At 63.2% G+C, this 17,610-nt stretch carries 18 protein-coding genes; 9 read left to right on the forward strand and 9 right to left on the reverse strand.

The features are described 5' to 3' along the window. Positions 1 to 170 precede the first annotated feature (170 nt). Positions 171 to 779 (forward strand): glutathione S-transferase family protein, encoded by a 609-nt coding sequence (locus tag NKH63_RS19065; protein ID WP_352918393.1) that lies wholly within the window; start codon positions 171 to 173, stop codon positions 777 to 779. Positions 780 to 865: 86 nt separating this feature from the next. On the opposite strand, the gene NKH63_RS19070 is transcribed toward NKH63_RS19065, so the two are convergent. From NKH63_RS19070 to NKH63_RS19080, 3 genes are all read right to left on the reverse strand, one after another. Beyond that, positions 866 to 1,120 (reverse strand): type II toxin-antitoxin system RelE family toxin, encoded by a 255-nt coding sequence (locus tag NKH63_RS19070; protein WP_023719372.1) that lies wholly within the window; start codon positions 1,118 to 1,120, stop codon positions 866 to 868. Next, complete coding sequence (locus NKH63_RS19075; protein ID WP_352495012.1) at positions 1,117 to 1,317, reverse strand: hypothetical protein; 201 nt, start codon at positions 1,315 to 1,317, stop codon at positions 1,117 to 1,119. Before NKH63_RS19075 ends, NKH63_RS19070 begins: the two co-directional genes overlap by 4 nt. Positions 1,318 to 1,594: 277 nt before the next feature. Next, on the reverse strand, positions 1,595 to 1,807 hold the full coding sequence (locus NKH63_RS19080) for a cold-shock protein (RefSeq protein ID WP_023678332.1): 213 nt from the start codon (positions 1,805 to 1,807) through the stop codon (positions 1,595 to 1,597). 300 nt (positions 1,808 to 2,107) lie between these two features. On the opposite strand from NKH63_RS19080, the gene NKH63_RS19085 reads away from it, so the two are divergent. Then, entirely contained in the window at positions 2,108 to 2,434 is a 327-nt protein-coding gene (locus NKH63_RS19085) for a hypothetical protein (RefSeq protein WP_023719370.1), read from the forward strand. Between the two features lie 47 nt (positions 2,435 to 2,481). Here NKH63_RS19085 and NKH63_RS19090 read toward each other — a convergent pair whose 3' ends face one another. Continuing rightward, positions 2,482 to 3,051, reverse strand: coding sequence for a methylated-DNA--[protein]-cysteine S-methyltransferase (locus tag NKH63_RS19090; RefSeq protein ID WP_023719369.1), 570 nt, complete (start codon positions 3,049 to 3,051; stop codon positions 2,482 to 2,484). Between the two features lie 206 nt (positions 3,052 to 3,257). Between NKH63_RS19090 and NKH63_RS19095 the strand changes: the two genes are divergently transcribed. The 5 genes from NKH63_RS19095 to NKH63_RS19115 all read left to right on the forward strand — a co-directional run bounded on the left by NKH63_RS19095 (position 3,258) and on the right by NKH63_RS19115 (position 6,734). After that, positions 3,258 to 4,034, forward strand: coding sequence for a transglycosylase SLT domain-containing protein (locus NKH63_RS19095; RefSeq protein WP_352918395.1), 777 nt, complete (start codon positions 3,258 to 3,260; stop codon positions 4,032 to 4,034). Further along, positions 4,027 to 4,515, forward strand: a complete 489-nt coding sequence (locus NKH63_RS19100) for a GNAT family N-acetyltransferase (protein WP_023719367.1) — start codon at positions 4,027 to 4,029, stop codon at positions 4,513 to 4,515. Before NKH63_RS19095 ends, NKH63_RS19100 begins: the two co-directional genes overlap by 8 nt. 346 nt (positions 4,516 to 4,861) lie before the next feature. Next, complete coding sequence (locus NKH63_RS19105; protein ID WP_352918398.1) at positions 4,862 to 5,245, forward strand: DUF6152 family protein; 384 nt, start codon at positions 4,862 to 4,864, stop codon at positions 5,243 to 5,245. Then, entirely contained in the window at positions 5,246 to 5,704 is a 459-nt protein-coding gene (locus NKH63_RS19110; protein WP_352918400.1) for a hypothetical protein, read from the forward strand. It abuts the gene before it with no gap. A 481-nt stretch (positions 5,705 to 6,185) separates the two neighbouring features. Then, positions 6,186 to 6,734 carry a site-specific integrase gene (locus NKH63_RS19115; protein WP_352859261.1) on the forward strand — a complete coding sequence of 183 codons (549 nt, stop codon included), beginning with the start codon at positions 6,186 to 6,188 and terminating at the stop codon, positions 6,732 to 6,734. A 317-nt stretch (positions 6,735 to 7,051) separates the two neighbouring features. Here the strand turns inward: NKH63_RS19115 and carB are convergent, their stop codons facing one another. Together carB and NKH63_RS19125 are read right to left on the reverse strand one after the other, a co-directional pair. Further along, positions 7,052 to 10,555, reverse strand: coding sequence for a carbamoyl-phosphate synthase large subunit (gene carB, locus NKH63_RS19120; protein ID WP_352856894.1), 3,504 nt, complete (start codon positions 10,553 to 10,555; stop codon positions 7,052 to 7,054). A 264-nt stretch (positions 10,556 to 10,819) separates the two neighbouring features. Continuing rightward, complete coding sequence (locus tag NKH63_RS19125; protein ID WP_352494929.1) at positions 10,820 to 11,923, reverse strand: SH3 domain-containing protein; 1,104 nt, start codon at positions 11,921 to 11,923, stop codon at positions 10,820 to 10,822. 47 nt (positions 11,924 to 11,970) lie between these two features. Between NKH63_RS19125 and NKH63_RS19130 the strand changes: the two genes are divergently transcribed. Beyond that, complete coding sequence (locus NKH63_RS19130; protein WP_352918402.1) at positions 11,971 to 14,379, forward strand: DNA/RNA non-specific endonuclease; 2,409 nt, start codon at positions 11,971 to 11,973, stop codon at positions 14,377 to 14,379. 80 nt (positions 14,380 to 14,459) lie between these two features. Here NKH63_RS19130 and NKH63_RS19135 read toward each other — a convergent pair whose 3' ends face one another. Continuing rightward, positions 14,460 to 15,206: a metallophosphoesterase family protein gene (locus NKH63_RS19135; RefSeq protein WP_352918404.1), complete on the reverse strand. Its 747-nt coding sequence runs from the start codon at positions 15,204 to 15,206 to the stop codon at positions 14,460 to 14,462. A 90-nt stretch (positions 15,207 to 15,296) separates the two neighbouring features. After that, positions 15,297 to 15,653: an ArsR/SmtB family transcription factor gene (locus NKH63_RS19140; protein ID WP_023719360.1), complete on the reverse strand. Its 357-nt coding sequence runs from the start codon at positions 15,651 to 15,653 to the stop codon at positions 15,297 to 15,299. 182 nt (positions 15,654 to 15,835) lie between these two features. Between NKH63_RS19140 and NKH63_RS19145 the strand changes: the two genes are divergently transcribed. Beyond that, positions 15,836 to 17,014, forward strand: coding sequence for an MFS transporter (locus NKH63_RS19145; RefSeq protein ID WP_023719359.1), 1,179 nt, complete (start codon positions 15,836 to 15,838; stop codon positions 17,012 to 17,014). A 38-nt stretch (positions 17,015 to 17,052) separates the two neighbouring features. Here the strand turns inward: NKH63_RS19145 and NKH63_RS19150 are convergent, their stop codons facing one another. Further along, the gene (locus NKH63_RS19150; RefSeq protein WP_352918406.1) at positions 17,053 to 17,511 is read right to left on the reverse strand and encodes a MarR family winged helix-turn-helix transcriptional regulator; all 459 of its coding nucleotides are present in this window, start codon (positions 17,509 to 17,511) and stop codon (positions 17,053 to 17,055) included. Between the last annotated feature and the right edge of the window lie 99 nt (positions 17,512 to 17,610).

Raw genomic sequence — 17,610 nt, forward strand, 5'->3', positions numbered from 1 at the left:
GCGCCCGTCTTCGACTCCGGCTCGGCCTGACTTGAATCTCGATATATCCTGAAATGCATCAGCGGCGCTGATGGTTACGCCAAAACAAATCACTGGATGAAGCCGCCGCTGCCGCGATAGAGGCTGGATCAAGCCCGGAGACGGGTGGTTGCGAGCAAGGGGGAGCACCGATGATACTCTATGGAATGATCGACAGCGGCAATTGCTACAAGCCGCGCCTGTTGATGGCCAAGCTCGGCATCGCTTTCACCAATGTCGAGGTCAGCTCGCACACCGGCGACACGCGCAAACCCGACTATGTCGCGAAAAACCCGAACGCCATGGTGCCGCTGCTCGAACTCGACGACGGCCGCCGGCTGGCCGAATCCAATGCCATCCTGCTCTACCTCGCCGAAGGCACGCGGTTCCTGCCGGCGGACAGATACGAACGCGCGCTGGCCTATCAGTGGCTGTTCTTCGAGCAATACAGCCACGAGCCCTATATCGCCGTGCGCAGAGCGCTGCTGACCTTCCCTGAAAGAGCCAAGGACGCGACGCCCGAGCGGCTGGCGCTGACGCTGGAGCGCGGCAACAAGGCGCTCGGCGTCATGGATAAGCACCTGGCCGGGAGCAGCTTCTTCGCCGGCAGTGCGCTCAGCGTCGCCGACATTGCGCTCTATGCCTATACGCATACGGCCGAGACGGGCGGCTTTCAGCTCGACGCCTATCCGGCGGTCGCCGCCTGGCTGCAACGGGTCGAGGCCGACCCGGGACATGTGCCGCTGGAGTGGTTGCCTTAGTTCTGTGCTCACGCTTGTCGCCGCTTCGCGGCTCGCTCCGGACGTCGCGCCTGTGGCTTCGGCCCGTGGCGTGAATGGTCGCGCGGCTATTTCAGCAGGCGATCATATTCGGAATGGGTGCCTATCCAGAACCAGACCACGTCATCGTGGTCGCGAACAGCTACGGCGCGGTAATTGACATCAACCCGCGCCGACCAACAGCGCCCGACCTGTTTGAAAAGCAACGACGGGTGGAACGGCCCAGAATTCAGTTTGGCGAAACGTCTGTTCGCCTTTGCTTTGATCAACGAGGGCAGTTTTGCGTAAGCCTCCCAAAACGAGGGAGTGGCAAAATGCTTCACAGAGGCCGAGTCCGGCCGGCGCGATGATCAGCCAAGGCCTGCTCGGCAAGCCTGTCCAGCCTGCCGGCCTTGGCATCGCCTTCAAACTGCTGGTCCCACATGTCGGCCTGCAGCGCCTCGAACCATGCGGCGAACGCCTTGAGCTCTTCGGGGCTTAGTTCGGCGACGGATTTCTCAATCTGTTCAAGCTTGCTCATGGGTTGATGGTACCATGACCGGGGTAAAAACACCACAAAGTGGTCCCACAGGACCAAGGCGGTGGTTCATCGGAATCCAGACAGCAAAAAGGCGGGACAAAATCCCGCCTTCCCATGCTTGGTAGCCTGATCGGGAGCGTTTTGGCCGGGCCGGCAGCAATCTGCTGCTTCGACTTGTCGGGGTCTTTCGCTCCGGCGCGCTTCTCGCGCGACCGCCAGTACATCCGTGACTTGCCGCGCGCCCCGGGCTATCGCCCGGCGCGCACCATTCGCAAAATCAGGCTGCCTTGCTCAGAGATCCAGCGGACGACTTGCCAGTGCGGCGGTCCTGCTCGATCTCGAAGTTGATCTTCTGGCCTTCGACCAGGGTCGACAGTCCAGCGCGCTCGACTGCGGAGATGTGAACGAAAACGTCCGCGCCGCCGCTGTCAGGCTGGATGAAGCCGAAACCCTTGGTGGAATTAAACCACTTGACCGTACCTGTTGCCATTTCGATAGTCCTTTACGTTTGCTTTAGTTTGACTGGACCGAAACCCAGCCGGTTTGTATCGAGATTTTGGAGATAGAACGTCAGCAAACGCGAATATCGCGAGGCCCGGATCGATCGGCCGAAATATCAATGGGCCGCATATAATATGCTTTCGCGCGAAAAACAAGACGGGGCGGAAAATGGCGCGGCGGCAACGCTGCCCAACGGCCGCCCCAATCGCGTGAGAGCGTCGTCGTTGCGCGCCTGACGCGGGAGGACCGCGCCGGCTTCGGGCGCGACCGGGTTTTGGGGGAGAGGGCCATGAAAATCGTTCTGCTTGCCGCTTGCCTGACGCTGGTGGCCGCCGAGGCGCAGGCGGTCTCGCGCTACGACCCGACCCGCATGAGCTGCGGCAAGGTGCAGGCGACGATCGCGCGCGAGGGTGCGGTTATCCTGCGCTACAGATCGGCGCGCGTGCCGGGGCTGGCGCTCTACGACCGCTATGTGCGGAGCCAGCAATTTTGCGACATCGGCGAGGTCAGGGCGCGGGCCTCGGTGCCGAGTGCCGACACGAATTCCTGCACCGTCTACAAATGCAAGCGGGTGGAGATCGATCGGCGCTTCCGCCGGCGCCTGCTTCCGGATTAGGGGCGGTTGGCGTGCAGGGTGTCGGCCTCACCTGAATATCGACATACCTAAAACCCGAACGACACCTGCGCGGGCGGCGGCGGGCCAACCCGCACGCCTTCCATGGCCAACATCTTTTCCTTGGTGGCCGAGCCGCCGGGCGCGGAAAATCCGCCGATCTTGCCACCGGCGGCAAGGATGCGATGGCAAGGGATGACCAGCGGCACCGGGTTGGCGCCGAGCGCCGCGCCCGTCTCACGCGCGAGCCCGGCATGGCCAGCGCGTTTGGCCAGTTCGCCATAGGTGGTGGTTTCGCCGAAGGCGAGCTTTCGCGCCGCGTCATAAATCGCCAGGCGGAACTCGTCGACGCCGCTGAGATCGACCGGCACGCCGGAGAAATCGATATCCTCGCCGGCGGCATAGGCCTTGATCGAGGCGATCAGCTCCGTAACCCATTGCGGCTCGGGCTTGGCTGCCTGGTCGGCGGCGGCATGGCGCAGCAGCCGGCGCTCCACCGCGTCGCGATTGCGCTGCGGCAGGCAGAGCCGGGTCAGCCCTGCATCGCTCCAGGCTATGCCCATGAAGCCGAGCACGGTTTCGAAGACCGCGTGGCCGGCGGTGGCATGAGATGCATTCATGGCGTGCTCCTTCCGGAATCCTTCGAAGTACAAATCCAGAACAATATCGCATTTCCCGGCCCGGCTCGCCACCCGAAAACCACCGTCTCCCGCGGATTGCCGGGGGAAAGATGCTGGTGTAAGGACTTCTTAACACCCGACGAACCGGACCCGAGCGCCGCTTGCCAGCAAAATTCCTCTTTCCCGTCCTTGCGGCGGTGTTGGCCGTGGCCGCTCTCAGCGGTTGCACCTCGACTTCGCCGGTGACCTCGGCGCCCGCCTTCACGGAAAACTCTGCCAACACCGATGCCGGCTTCACGCTGGCGCTGCCCGACACGGTTTCGGTCCTGCCGGAACCGTCCGGCCTCACCCAGACGGCAGCGCTGCCGGTCGAGCCGGCCGCCGCCTTTGCCGGGCCGCCGCCGCTGGCGGCTTCTGCGCCAGCCGTCATGACGGCCGATGCCCAGCCAGCCATCGCAACGGCCGCTGTCGCCATGCCGGTCACCGAACAGACCGCCGCCATGCCCGGCGTTCAGCCGGTTTCGTACACCGTGCCGCAGAACCCGGCCGCTCTGGCCGCGACCGACCTGGCAGAGGGCCAGTCGAACGCCGGCGGCCGCAGCGAGATCGAGCGGCTGATCGAGAAATATTCCGCGCTTTACCAGGTGCCGGTCGATCTGGTGCGCAGCGTCGTCAACCGCGAGAGCACCTTCAACCCGAAAGCCTACAATCGCGGCCATTGGGGGCTGATGCAGATCAAGCACGCGACGGCGCGCGGCATGGGCTATAACGGGCCGGCGAGCGGCCTGTTCGACGCCGAGACCAATCTGAAATATGCGGTGAAATATCTGCGCGGCGCCTGGCTGGTCTCAGGCGGCAACCCCAAGCGCGCCGACCGGCTCTACCAGAGCGGCTATTATTACGACGCCAAACGCAGGGGGATGCTGGGCGAAACCGGCCTCGGCAGCGACCGCCTGCGCCGCCGCATGCAGCCCGATGCCTGAGCCGCGTCCGCCGGCGCCAAACGAAATAAGACTGCGCAAGGTCCTCGACGACACGCTTCTGGCGCCGCGCTGGCCAGAAGGTTTTTTCATGCGCGGCTTCGAAGCCGCCGATGCGCTTGCTCTGCATGCGCTGTTGACCGCGGTGTTCGACGACGGCGCCGACGGGCCGTTCGACGAATGGTGGCCGCGCATTTCGGGCGACGCCGAATTCGATCCCGCTTTGTGTTTTCTGGTCATCGACCGCAAGGGCCGGCTGGCGGGCGCGGCACTCTGCTGGACGCGGGCTTTCGTCAAGGACCTTGCCGTCCATCCCGAGGCGCGCGGCAAGGGCATCGCCGAGGCGCTGATGCGGCACGCCTTTGCGGTGTTTCAGGCAAGGGGCGCGGTGCATGTCGACCTCAAGACCAACACGGTCGAGAACGCCGCCGCCGTCAGGCTCTATCAGCGGCTGGGAATGGTCGAGGTGGATTGGGCGGGGTGAGAGGTCGGGGCAAGCGCCTCGGTAAGTGCGGCGATGCTCAGCAGAGGCTGCGACACTCAAAAGTAGCGGCATGGATCCTAGGGTCTCCGCGACGTCGCTTCGCTCCTGGTCCGCCCTAGGATGACGAAGGTACAGTGCATAAGGCCAATCGCGGACGTTGGAGATTGGCTGGAAACCTCCCCTCGCTTCGTCATCCTAGGGCGGAGCGAACGCGAAGCGGAGCGCAGACCCTAGGATCCATGCCGTTACCATGGCTGTGGAGCGCAGCGCCCCAAAAGGCCCTCATGTGATTTGACGCTGCCGCGCGCTGACCTACCCTCTAATGCCGGAACCGAGGAGACGAGCGATGCAGTCACCTTTCAGCCGGAGCGTCACGCTGGCGGCGGCGGTGATGCTTGCCGCGGCAACCGCGGCCTATGCGCATCATGGCTGGTCGTGGACGCAGGACGGGTTCTTCGAACTCAAAGGCAGGATCACGGCCATCTATATCGGCAATCCGCACGCCACGCTGGACGTCGATGCCGAGGGCGAGGCCTGGCGGGTGGAGATGGCGCCACCGTCCCGCACCATTGCCGCCGGCTTCACGGAAGGTGTTGCCAAGGTCGGCGACGAGGTGACGGCGATCGGCCATCGCTCGCGCGACGAGAGCGAAAAGCGCATGAAGGCAGTCCGCATCATCGTCGGCGGCAAGACCTATGATGTCTATCCCGACCGCTTGCCGCCGGCCTGAATGGACGGGTTTTTCGCCGGCATCGAGCAACTCGCTTTGGTGCGGGGCCTGAAGGCCTCCTTCGTCGCCTACCCCATAATCAATGCGCTGCACATCATGTCGATCGGCGCGTTGCTGACCAGCGTCTGGCTGATCGACCTCAGGATTCTGGGCGCCTTCCGGTCGCTGCCGCAGGCGGCGTTCGTGGCGCTGCTGCGCCGCACCGCATTGGGCGCGTTCGGCGGTGCGCTTGTTACGGGCTCGCTGCTGTTTTCAGTCAGGGCGAGCGAATATGCGGCGATGCCGATCTTCCTCACCAAGATGACACTCATTCTTCTCGCCGGCGCCAACTTCCTTGTCTTCGTGCGCTGCGCAAAAGGCGGTGACGAGCCGGCCGGTGGGGCCGTCACGGCTGTGCTTTCGCTGGTGCTGTGGACGTCTGTGCTGTTTGCGGGGCGGTTTATTGGGTTTCTCGGCTGAGGCGAGCGAGGCGCTGGCGTTCGCAGAGCGGGCCACAAGGCCATCAACCGCGATTAGGCCAAGGATTTTGCGCCGCAGGCATCAAGTTCCGCCGTCAAGTCCCCGTTGGGGGTTTACTGCCGGTTTCGTATGTGCCGAGGCTATGTTGGTCGTCCAGATTGACGGCGGCCAGTATGAGGGTTCGGATTTTTTGATGACGAGCGGGACATCGCTCTGAGGCGATGTGGTTTTCGCGCGTGGCGCTTCTAGAACGATGACGCGCTGCGCGAACTGGATTTCCGTCTGCGACACGATCATCGCCTATGGCAGGGACACGAGCCTGCAGCCGTGGCGGTGACTGCTATCAAAATCCGGCCGTCAAAATGATCACTCCCAAGGTCCAATCAAACGGCTAGTTTTTAAAAAAATCATCAAATTTGACATTGTACGTGTTGACTTTGATGAGAAGGCCGATCATTGTGATGGGGGACAGGAGATTGCAATGGATGTGAGACCTAGATCGCGCGAAGCCCTGCTAGAGTTTTTGGATTACCTAGCGAGAAAGGGCCTGCTCAATAAGACTACCGCTAATGCCAGGAAGGCAGCGGCGGGAAAAGTCCTTGCATTGCTTGATGATACCGAGGCTGCTGATTTAGCTAACGTCGATCTTGACCACTTGATGCATAGATTTTCGAATATCGCTGGCGGCGATTATACACCAGGGAGCCTCAATACTTACAAGAGCCGCATTAAGTCGTCGGTTGAAGATTTTTTAAACTACCAAGATAACCCAATGACGTTTAAAGTCGGAGGGGCGGCTGGAACGCGAAAGGTGAGTGAGCGCCAAAAGGTGGGCCAAGGGTCAGCAGAACGGCCTGCTGCTCGGTCGGCCGCCCCGGCGGTGATGGCTCCGCCGACCAGCGTATCGGTGCTTCCGATACCAATTCGCCAAGATTTGATCGTTCAAATCCAAGGATTGCCTTTTGATTTGACGACAGCAGAGGCAAATAAAATTGCAAATGTCGTGCGAGCTATGGCAACATCTGACTGATTCTCCCGTCCAAACGGAGAATCGTTCTCGGCCTAGCCGAGGCATCGGGGCCGCTGGTAATAGGGTCCATACCTAAGACCAGCGGCCTCCACCAATCTGAAAACTTTTCCAGATATTCAGATTAGATAGCCGATTTGCCGGCCCCAGGCAAACTGGCCCGGCTAAGAGAGCGACGTCCAGTAGACATCTGCCAAGCTGGAGCACCCCTCATCCGTCTCGGCGCCAAAGCGCCGATCCACCTTCTCCCACAGGGGGAGAAGGGGCCAAAGCGCCGATCCACCTTCTCCCACAGGGGGAGAAGGGAAGGCGCTAATCGCCTACGCAAAATACTCCTGCAGCGGCCGCACTTCCAGGCTTCCCGCCCGCAGCGCCGCAATCGCCTCAGCCACCGCAGCCGCGCCCGATAGCGTCGTGTAATACGGCACCTTCTGCATCAGCGTGGCGCGGCGGAGCGACTTCGAGTCCGAGACCGCCTTCTGGCCGTCCGTGGTGTTGAAGACGATCTGCACCTGGCGGTTGCGGATGGCGTCCTCGATGTGCGGGCGGCCTTCCAGTACCTTGTTGATTTTCTCGGCGGCGACGCCGTTTTCGGCGAGGAAGCGGGCGGTGCCAGAGGTGGCGAGCACCTTGAAGCCCTGGCCGGCGAGCCGCTTGACCGCCGGCAGGATGCCTTTCTTGTCCTCGTCGCGCACCGAGACGAACAGCGTGCCGGAGCGCGGCAGGTCGACGCCGGCGCCTAGCTGGCTCTTGGCGAAGGCCAGCGCGAAGTCGCGGTCGAGGCCCATGACCTCGCCGGTCGAGCGCATTTCCGGGCCAAGCAAGATGTCGACGCCCGGAAAACGGGCGAAGGGGAACACCGCTTCCTTGACCGCGATGTGGCCGGGATTGCGTGGGTCGGGCATGGCGCCGTAATGGGCGAAGGCGTCTTCCAGGCTCTCGCCGGCCATGATGCGGGCGGCGATCTTTGCGATCGGCCGGCCGATGGTCTTGGCGACGAAGGGCACGGTGCGCGACGCACGCGGATTGACCTCCAGCACATAGACCGTGCCGTCCTTGATCGCGTACTGCACGTTCATCAGCCCGCCGACATTGAGCGCGCGGGCAAGGGCCGCCGTCTGGCGCTCGAGTTCGTCGACGAGCTCCGAAGGCAGCGAGTGCACCGGCAGCGAGCAGGCCGAGTCGCCCGAATGGATGCCGGCCTCCTCGATGTGCTCCAATATGCCGGAGACGTAGGTCGACCTGCCGTCGCAGAGGCAATCGACATCGACCTCGATGGCGCCCGACAGATAGGTGTCGAACAGCAGCGGGTTCTTGCCGAGCAGCGTGTTGATCTGGCCGGTCTTGTCGTTGGGGTATTTCTGCTTGATGTCCTCCGGAACCAGGCCGGGCACGGTGTCGAGCAGATAGGATTGCAGCATGCTCTCGTCGTGGATGATCTGCATGGCGCGGCCGCCGAGCACATAGGACGGGCGCACCACCAGCGGGAAGCCAAGCTCGCCAGCGACGAGGCGGGCCTGCTCGACCGAATAGGCGATGCCATTCTTCGGCTGGCTGAGGCCGAGCTTGTGCAAGAGCTTCTGGAAGCGGTCGCGGTCCTCGGCCAGATCGATCATGTCGGGCGAGGTGCCGAGGATCGGGATGCCAGCCTTCTCCAGCGCATCGGCGAGCTTGAGCGGCGTCTGGCCGCCGAACTGGACGATGACGCCGACGAGTTCGCCCGAGGCCTGTTCGGCGCGCAGGATCTCCAAGACGTCCTCCGGCGTAAGCGGCTCGAAATAGAGCCGGTCGGAAGTGTCGTAGTCGGTCGACACGGTCTCGGGATTGCAGTTGACCATGATCGCCTCGAAGCCGGCGTCGCGCAGCGCAAAGGCGGCATGGCAGCAGCAATAGTCGAACTCGATGCCCTGGCCGATGCGGTTGGGGCCGCCGCCGAGAATGACGACCTTTTTGCGCGACGAGACCTGCGCCTCGTTGGCGAGCGCGCCGGCAAAGGGCACTTCGTAGGTCGAGTACATGTAGGCGGTGGGCGAGGCAAACTCGGCGGCGCAAGTGTCGATGCGCTTGTAGACGGGATGAACGTCGAGCTTGTCGCGTATCTTCTGGATCTCTTCGACGTCTTTCCTGACCAGCGACGCGAGGCGGGCGTCCGAGAAACCCATCGCCTTCAGCATGCGCAGATTGGTGGCATCCTCGGGAATGCCGTGCTCGCGGATGCGGGCTTCCATGTCGAGGATGCCGGCGATCTGCTCGAGGAACCACGGGTCGATCTTGCACATTGCATGCACGTCTTCCAGCGAGGTGCCCATGCGGATCGCCTGCGCCACCATGCGCAGCCGGTCCGGCGTCGGCGTGCCGAGCGCGGCGCGGATAGCGTTGCGGTCGTCGACATGGCTGGCGGGCGCGTTCCCGTGGCCGATGCCGGGGATCTCGATCTCGTCGAGGCCGGTCAGGCCGGTCTCCAGCCCGCGTAGCGCCTTCTGCAGCGATTCCTGGAAGGTGCGGCCGATGGCCATGACCTCGCCGACCGATTTCATCGAGGTGGTCAGCACCGGCTCGGCGCCGGGGAATTTCTCGAAGGCAAAGCGCGGGATCTTGGTCACGACATAGTCGATACTCGGCTCGAACGAGGCCGGCGTCGCGCCGCCGGTGATGTCGTTCTCCAGCTCGTCCAGCGTGTAGCCGACGGCGAGCTTGGCGGCGATCTTGGCGATCGGAAAACCGGTCGCCTTGGAGGCGAGCGCCGAGGAGCGCGAGACGCGCGGGTTCATTTCGATCACCACGAGTCTTCCATCGGCAGGATTCACGGCGAACTGCACGTTGGAGCCGCCGGTCTCGACGCCGATCTCGCGCAGCACCGCGATCGAGGCGTTGCGCATCATCTGGTATTCTTTGTCGGTCAGCGTCAGGGCAGGGGCGACGGTGATCGAGTCTCCCGTATGCACGCCCATCGGGTCGATGTTCTCGATCGAGCAGATGATGATGCAGTTGTCGGCCTTGTCGCGGACAACCTCCATCTCATACTCCTTCCAGCCGAGCACGCTCTCCTCGATCAGCACTTCGGTGGTCGGCGAGGCGTCGAGGCCGGACTGGACGATCTCGAAGAATTCGGCGCGGTTGTAGGCGATGCCGCCGCCGGTGCCGCCCATGGTGAAGGACGGGCGAATGATGGCGGGCAGGCCGACATGGTCGAGCGCTTGTGCTGCGATCGCCATGCCGTGGCTGATGTAGCGCTGCTTGCGGTCGCCCTCGCCGAGGTTCCAGCGCGTCTCCAGCGCGTCGAGCGCGGCGTCGAGATTTTCGGGCTTTTCCGCCTTCAGCGCGGCGCGCTCGGCCTCGTGTGTCTTGCGGTCGGCATTCTTGACGTCGGTGGCGTTGGCCAACATCGACTTCGGCGTTTCCAGGCCGATCTTGTTCATCGCCTCGCGAAACAGCGCGCGATCCTCGGCCTTGTCGATGGCCGTGGCGTCGGCGCCGATCATCTCGACCTGATAGCGGTCGAGCACGCCCATGCGGCGCAGCGACAAAGCGGTGTTGAGCGCGGTCTGGCCGCCCATGGTCGGCAGCAGCGCGTCGGGCCGCTCCTTGGCGATGATCTTGGCCACCACTTCGGGCGTGATCGGCTCGATATAGGTGGCATCGGCCAGTTCCGGGTCGGTCATGATGGTGGCCGGGTTGGAATTGACCAGGATGACGCGAAAGCCCTCTTCCTTCAGCGCCTTGCAGGCCTGGGTGCCGGAATAGTCGAACTCGCAGGCCTGGCCGATGACGATGGGGCCGGCCCCGATGATCAGGATCGACTTGATGTCGGTGCGTCTTGGCATGTCGAGGGTCCGTTCGGCGGGCGGCTTGCACAAAAAGCCGGACGGGATGACCCGGCCGGTTGTGCTCGCGATTCTGGTATCAGGCTAGGAGGGCCTTATAGGGAAGAGTTTTGCCGGATGTAACCCCCTAAAATGCGAGTAGGGGAGTAGGGCAGTAGGGCAGTAGGGGAGTAGGGCAGTAGGGCAGTAGGGGAGTAGGGGAGTAGGGGAGTAGGGGAGTAGGGGAGTAGGCAGAGGTTCGAGCGCCCTTTTAAACATACTGCCCTACTGCCCTACTGCCTTATTCCCTAACCCAGCCAACTGATCCGTGATCTCGAACCGCTCGGAAGCACCGATGCGGATCATGTTCAGGCTGCCTTCGCGCGTGAAGCGGAATTCGCCGGGCCCGTTTGAGCCGGCCGGCTTGCCGGCCTTGAAGCTGATGATGCGCGTGCCGCCATCGGGCCATGTCACGGTCACGTCGGTCTTGTCCCCGGTGCGCACGACCGCCGCCTTGCAGTTGGTCATCGGCTGGCCGAGATAGCGCGCGCAAGGGATGGCGTTGCCAGCACCAGGGACCGGTGTCCCCGGCGGCTGAAGCCGCGCAACGGTCTGTGCGTCGGGCGGAGGCGCCGCGTTGGCCGCGCCGAAATTTTGGACGGGACCCATTGCGGCGGGCGCCGATCCATCAACCTGTCCGGTCGAGGGGTTTCCAGCGGCCAGGGCCAGGCGGTAAGCATCCTCGATCGCCACCCTGCCGATTGCGTCAGCGGAGTTCAGCTCCGTCTCGGGAGCGGTCGCGCCGAGGCGCGTTGTCAGATCGGGCAGCGGTTGAGAGGCAGGGCTCTCCGTATTGGCCGCCGCCTGGGGTGTCACTTGCTGGGGATTGATAGGGTCGAGGTAGCGCGCGGGCGCCCATCCGCTCAGCTTGGGGTCGTCAATGTCTTCAACCTTGCACCACCGATGGCCGCTGACGTCGCCGCAGCCGAGATTTTTCAAGCTCGAACCAATCGGCAGCCGCGCCTCGATCTTGCCCATCGCCGATGCCGTGGCGCGCACGTTCAGGAGATCACCCGGAGCGAGACCAGTCACAATCGAGATGATGGGCTCCGGCTCCTGGGCACTGGCCGGCGGGCCCGCCAGCATCAGCGGAGCGGCAATCACCGCAAGCAGCGTCGTCGGGAGTGTTACTGTGCGCCTAATCATCTGCCATGGGCGGTAGGTTGCATTGCCGAAGGCGCGGCCAGGCACGGAAACGCCATCGCACGCCAGCCGGTTTTTATAGGCGACGAGGCGGCGCTGTGTAAGCCCCGAAAATGAGTAAGGTGCCGCGTGTTGAATCGCGGAGCAGGCCACTTCCGTGAGCTGAAAGCCGGCAAAATATTGCACATTTCATGTAAATATGCACTCTCTCAAGTAAGGTTTGGGAGGGAAAGATGGTCGACCTTGAAATATTCGCGCAAGTGGAAAACATAGTTCGCCAGCGTATCAAGAAAACGCGCGCGGAAATTGAGGCTTCACTTGGTCACATCGCCAACGGCAATCCGCTGGCCGCCGAACAGACCCTCTCCAGGCGACTCGACAGGTTGCAGGTAAAAGCGTCGCTCAGCCGCACCGAAGCGGAGATGATATCGGCAGCAATCGACATGAGGTCTGCCGGGGAGAGAAAGGCCGCCGCCAAACAGCCAGGACCGGAGGCAATTCTCGGCCCAACGCTCGATTTCATCGGTGTCGCATTTCTGGAGCGTGGGCGCCGTGTGGCCGATGCGGTCGGCCGCGTTGCCTTTCTCAACGGCAATCCACAAGGATCGGGTTTCCTGGTCGGGCCAAGGCTGTTCCTCACAAACAACCATGTGATTTCGTCGCCGGCAGATTCCCGGCGCTTCCAGGTCCAGTTCGATTATGAGCAGGACGGTGCGAATGCCGTGCGCACGCCGACGACGTTCCTGTTCGATCCTGAATCCTGTTTCGTGACCGATAGCATAGAGGGTCTGGACTATACGCTGATCGGGGTCGGTGAGCGGCGTTCCGGCCCAAAGGAACTGGGGGAGTTCGGTTTTATCTCGCTGTCGGACGCGCGCGACAAGCATATGCTTGGCGAAATCGCCAACATCGTTCAGCACCCCGATGGCCGCTTCAAGGAACTGGTGCTGCGTGAAAACCGGCTGGTGGCCCGCGACGAAACGGTTCAAGTGCTGCACTATGTTGCCGATACCGAACAGGGTTCGTCCGGTTCACCGGTTTTCAACAATGAATGGGAGCCAATTGCCCTGCACCATTGGGCCGGCCCGTTCCACGAGGTGACGGGCATAGCTGGCTATGCGCTTGCGCGCGAGATCAACGAAGGCATACGGATCAGCGCCATCGTTGACGATCTGGGCGCTAGAAAGTCCAGGCTGCCGGGCTCCTCGGCATCGGCGGTTTCGCAAGCTCTGGCGATTTGGGCCGGCACGCCGCGTATGATGGACGAGACAGTTCGGCTGAACGCCGACATTCGCGAAGATGTGCTGGACAAGCCGGTGCAGCGGCCGGAACCGGATGACAATCCACCGGCGACGAGACACAACGCCGATGGCTCGGTCACCTGGACTTTTCCCGTCGAGATAAATGTCCGGGCGCCCTTGATCGACCGCGACGGAGGCGATGCGAGACGAAGCGACGAAGGCCCGGCAAGCGAACCCGCAAAGTTAGCAATCGCCGAGGCAGCGGGTTGGAAAACGGAGGATTTCGACGATCGTGGAGGGTATGAACCCGGCTTCATACCAGGCTTTGTCCTGCCAATGCCGACGGTTGCCAATTCACCCTACCGGTTGGCCAAAAACCTCCTTGCCAAACCGGGCGAGGACCCACACGAATTGCGCTATCATCATTTTTCGATCTTGATGAACGCCGATCGCAGGCTTGCCTTCGTCACCGCCTGCAATATCGATGGATCCCGCACCAAGGCGGTCAATCGTGACGACAAGACCGTCATCGACAACCCGTCGCTTGTCGAGTTGGGAGTGGAGTCGATTTCCGGTTCGGAAGCCAGCGACGCTTTCCGGCCCGACCGTCGCATCGACCCTGGCGAGCAGATGACCCAGGAATTCTATTCGAGCCAGAATGTGCCTGGATTTCCCGTCCCAAAATCCAAGGAACGAATAGCTCGAATGTTCCAGAAGGGCCATATTACGCTTCGCGGCGACCCTGCATGGGGGGTGGATCAGGAGGCCGTCGCGGCAGAGCGGGACACGTTCTTCTATCCCAATGCTGCGCCGCAAGTCGGCTTTTTCAATCAGGGAAGCTCGCTTGACCATCCCGGCTCCAAGGGGAAACTGAGATGGCGCGCGGTGGAAACCTATGTGCTGCGCAACGCCTATACGACGCGAGGCCGTGTCACGGTGTTTGCCGGGCCAGTGTTCCGCGAGGACGATCCTCCTTACCGCTTCGACAGCCATATTCCGCTCAAGTTCTGGAAGATCGCGCTGTGGTCCGATCAAACTGGCCTGCGCGCCATCGCGCTGCTGGCGGACCAGAAGCCGGTTTTGGAAGTGATGCCCGAAGCGTTCGGTGGGCGTGCCGAGGCATTCGACGACCCGCTTGAAATTGCCAGGGTATCGGAGTTCCTTTCGACGGTGGCCGAGATTGAACGGCTGACCGGCCTGAACTTTGGCCAGCAGGTGCGCGCCGCCGACATTCGGGCCGGCTCCGAATCGGTTCCGGCACAGACTTTCAACCCAAAGCAACTGGCGCCCAGTGCGTCACGGCCAAAGGCTTCATCGCCCAAGACTTCGGCGGCCAAGACTTCGGCGGCCAGCACCCGACGTCCTGCCAGGCGATCGAAGCGATCCGCGTCCGACAAGTGAAGATTGGACCGGTCGCGGCCATTGAGGCTGCTTGCCTGCCGCTCGAAGGCGGTCATCCGTTCAGCCTGGCATGAGCAAGCTCAGCCCGGCATGAAGCCGGTGCGCAACGCGTGAGCCCATTCGGGCCATCCAGCCTGCTCGGCCCGACGCGCCGCCCCCTCGTGGTCATAGTCGACGGCGATGGCCTCGAAACGATCGGGATGCAGGTCGATGATACCATAGCGGGCGTGCGGCGAGCCTTGTTCGGAGACATGCGCCGGCGGCGTATCGTCGTGATAGGCCGAGCAACCGATGCTGCCTGGATTGAAAATGACCGGACCGCCGGGAATGCGGACCAGCTCGCTGCGGTGGCTGTGACCGCAAAGCATGATGCGGCAGGCGGGATCGATCGCGCCGAGCCGCCGCTCGATGGCAGCCAGCGGGGCGCGCACCAGCCGGCCGTCGACTATCGCGTCGGCAAGATATTTTTCGTCGTGGTCGGGCCGGGCGTGGAAGGCGAGTACGCCGGGCGCCACCTCCAGCGTGACGGGCAGCGCGAACAGCGCCTCGCGCTGGGCTGCCGTCAGCCGTTCATGCGCGTAGCGGTCGGACGGCCACATGGTCTCGTCGCCGGTGTCGTAGGCAACGCGGCGGTCGTGGTTGCCGCGCACCGTCGGCAGCTCGAGCGCTTCGAGCCGCTCCATAGTCTCGCGCGGCCAGAGAGGGCCGGAAACGCAATCGCCGAGATTGACGATGAGGTCGGCGCCGCCGCGTCGCCGCAGATCATCGAGCACGGCGTCGAGCGCCAGGACATTGCCGTGGATGTCGGCGAGGACGGCAATGCGCATGGCAGGCTCCGTTTGTTGGAATGGCTGGAGGACAATTATCTTCCTCACCTCGCGAAGCGGGCGAGAGCGGAATGCAGCTTCGGGGTCGCTCTAGGCGCGGACTTCGATCTCATGGCCGCCGACCGCCGGCAACGATGCATCGTCGCCGGCCGCGGCAATCACGCTGTCGAGCAGGCCCGGGAAGCGGCGGTCGAGATCGTCACGGCGCAGCGTGATCAGCCGGCTGGTGCCAACCGCCTCGGTGCGGGTAACGCCGGCCTCACGCAGCTTGGCCAAATGGTAGCTCAGATTGGTCTTCGAGCAGAGGTCGAGGAACCGGCTGCAATTCAGCGGCACGCCCTCCTTGCTCGCGAGATAGCGCACGATGGCCAGTCGCGTCGGGTCGCCGAGCACGGCAAGCACGTTCGGCAGGCTGATCTGGTCGGCGGTGGGATGGGGCAAGGTCATGACCAGGAATTAAGCACATTCGGGGCCGATTTCAACGCATCTGATCCTTCGCGGTTCTGGTGGTATTCGGGCCTGTCCTGACACAGGGCTGTCAGTAGGGTTCGATTAGTCTGCACAAGCTCATTGACATCATGCCCTGTTATGTCCAATTGTTCAATAACCTTTGAACTAAGGAAATTGCCATGGATAAGCGCCTCATCTGGCTTGCGCTCGGATCATTCACGATTTCGACCGAAGGTTTCGTCATCTCCAGCCTTTTGCCCGACATTGCAAAGGATGCCGCCATCTCCGTTCCGCTCGCCGGCACGCTGATCACGGCGTTTGCGCTCGCCTATGCGATCGGCACGCCGATCCTGGCAACGCTGACTGGCGAATGGGACCGGCGCCGCGTCATCCTGTGGACGCTGGTGTTCTTCGTGTTGGGCAACGTCGCCGCGGCGCTGAGTTCCTCCTTCGAATTGCTGTTGATCGCGCGCATCGTCATGGCGCTGTCGTCAGGCCTGTTCGCGGCGACCGCGCAGGGAACGGCCGTTGCGCTTGTCGACGATCATCACCGCGCCCGCGCCATTGCCGTGGTCGTCGGCGGCACCACGGTTGCGGTGGCGGTCGGCGCGCCGCTTGGCGCGCTTGTTGCGACGGTTGCCGGCTGGCGCGGCACCTTCTTTGCCATTGCCGGCCTTGGCGCGCTCGCCGGCGCGATCCTGTGGTACCGGCTGCCGCGCGGCATCGTCGGCACCAGGCTACCGCTCCGGATGCGGCTAGCAGCGGCACTCCGCCCCGGCGTCATGCCCATCCTGGTGACGACGATCCTGGCACTGATCGGCGCCTTCACTGTCTTTGCCTTTGTCGCGCCGCTCGCCATCGAAGGCGGCGGCCTGAGCCCGATCGCGCTACCCGGAATGCTGCTCGCCTTCGGCGTTGGCGCGGTCATCGGCAATATCGGCGGTGGGCAGGCCGCCGACCGTTTCGGCGCGACGCGCACCGTCTGCTGGTCGCTGGCGCTGAGTGCCGCCATGCTGGTCACGTTTTCGCTGATCCCGACATTCCTGCCGCGCGAGATCGCCGGGCCGGCACTGATGGCCATGATGGTGCCGTGGGGTATCGTCGGCTGGGCGTTCCCACCGGCGCAGGCCAGCCGCATCATCAAGCTGGCGCCCGATGCCGCGCCCATCGTGCTGTCGCTGAACGCTTCGGCGCTCTATCTCGGCGTCGCACTGGGGGCCGTGGTCGGCGCCGCGGTGCTGCGCTATGGCGCACCGGCCGACCTCGGCGTGGTCGCGGCGGCATTCCCGATCATTGGTTTGGGCGTGATGCTGGCGGGACACCTGGCCGCACGTCCGGTGGCGATGCCGGCCGAATAAGGCTTGTTAGCAAAGCTTGGCTGCCGGCCGCCGATAATTCAACTCGCGGCCGGCGCTGCGTCAAAATCCAGCGCGGCGATTTCGTCCAGCGTCGCTCGCAGGCTTGCCGCCTGCTCTTTTCCAAACATCTCCTCGAAGCGCTGCTGGGCGACTTGCCACAGCTTCAGAGCTTCTTCGAGCTTGGTCCAGCCCTGCGGTGTCAGCCTGACGCGCCTGATGCGGCGGTCGGCAGGGTCGGCGAAGGCCTCGACATAACCGTCCCGGATCAGCGGCTTCAGCGTATGACCGAGGGCCGACAGGTCCATGACGAGGGCTGCGGCAATGGCACCCATGGTCGGTTCATTGCCGACGTGGATTTGATAGAGCAGGCCCTGCTGCGTGGCCTTAATGCCGGAGGGCGCGAGCACATCGTCATAGAACTGGCCGAGTTTCCGCGTTGCGCGGCGTAGCATGGCGTTGTTGCAAAACACCAGGCCGGGCAGGGTGGTTTGGGACATTGGCGGATTTCCGATGAGGGGACCGGAAGGGACCCTCGATGCAAACCAGAAATAGTCCTTGCTCCGCGGATTGACAAGATGGTGGCATATGCCTACGTA

The organism is Mesorhizobium sp. M0960 (assembly GCF_040319055.1).
Lineage (GTDB): Bacteria > Pseudomonadota > Alphaproteobacteria > Rhizobiales > Rhizobiaceae > Mesorhizobium.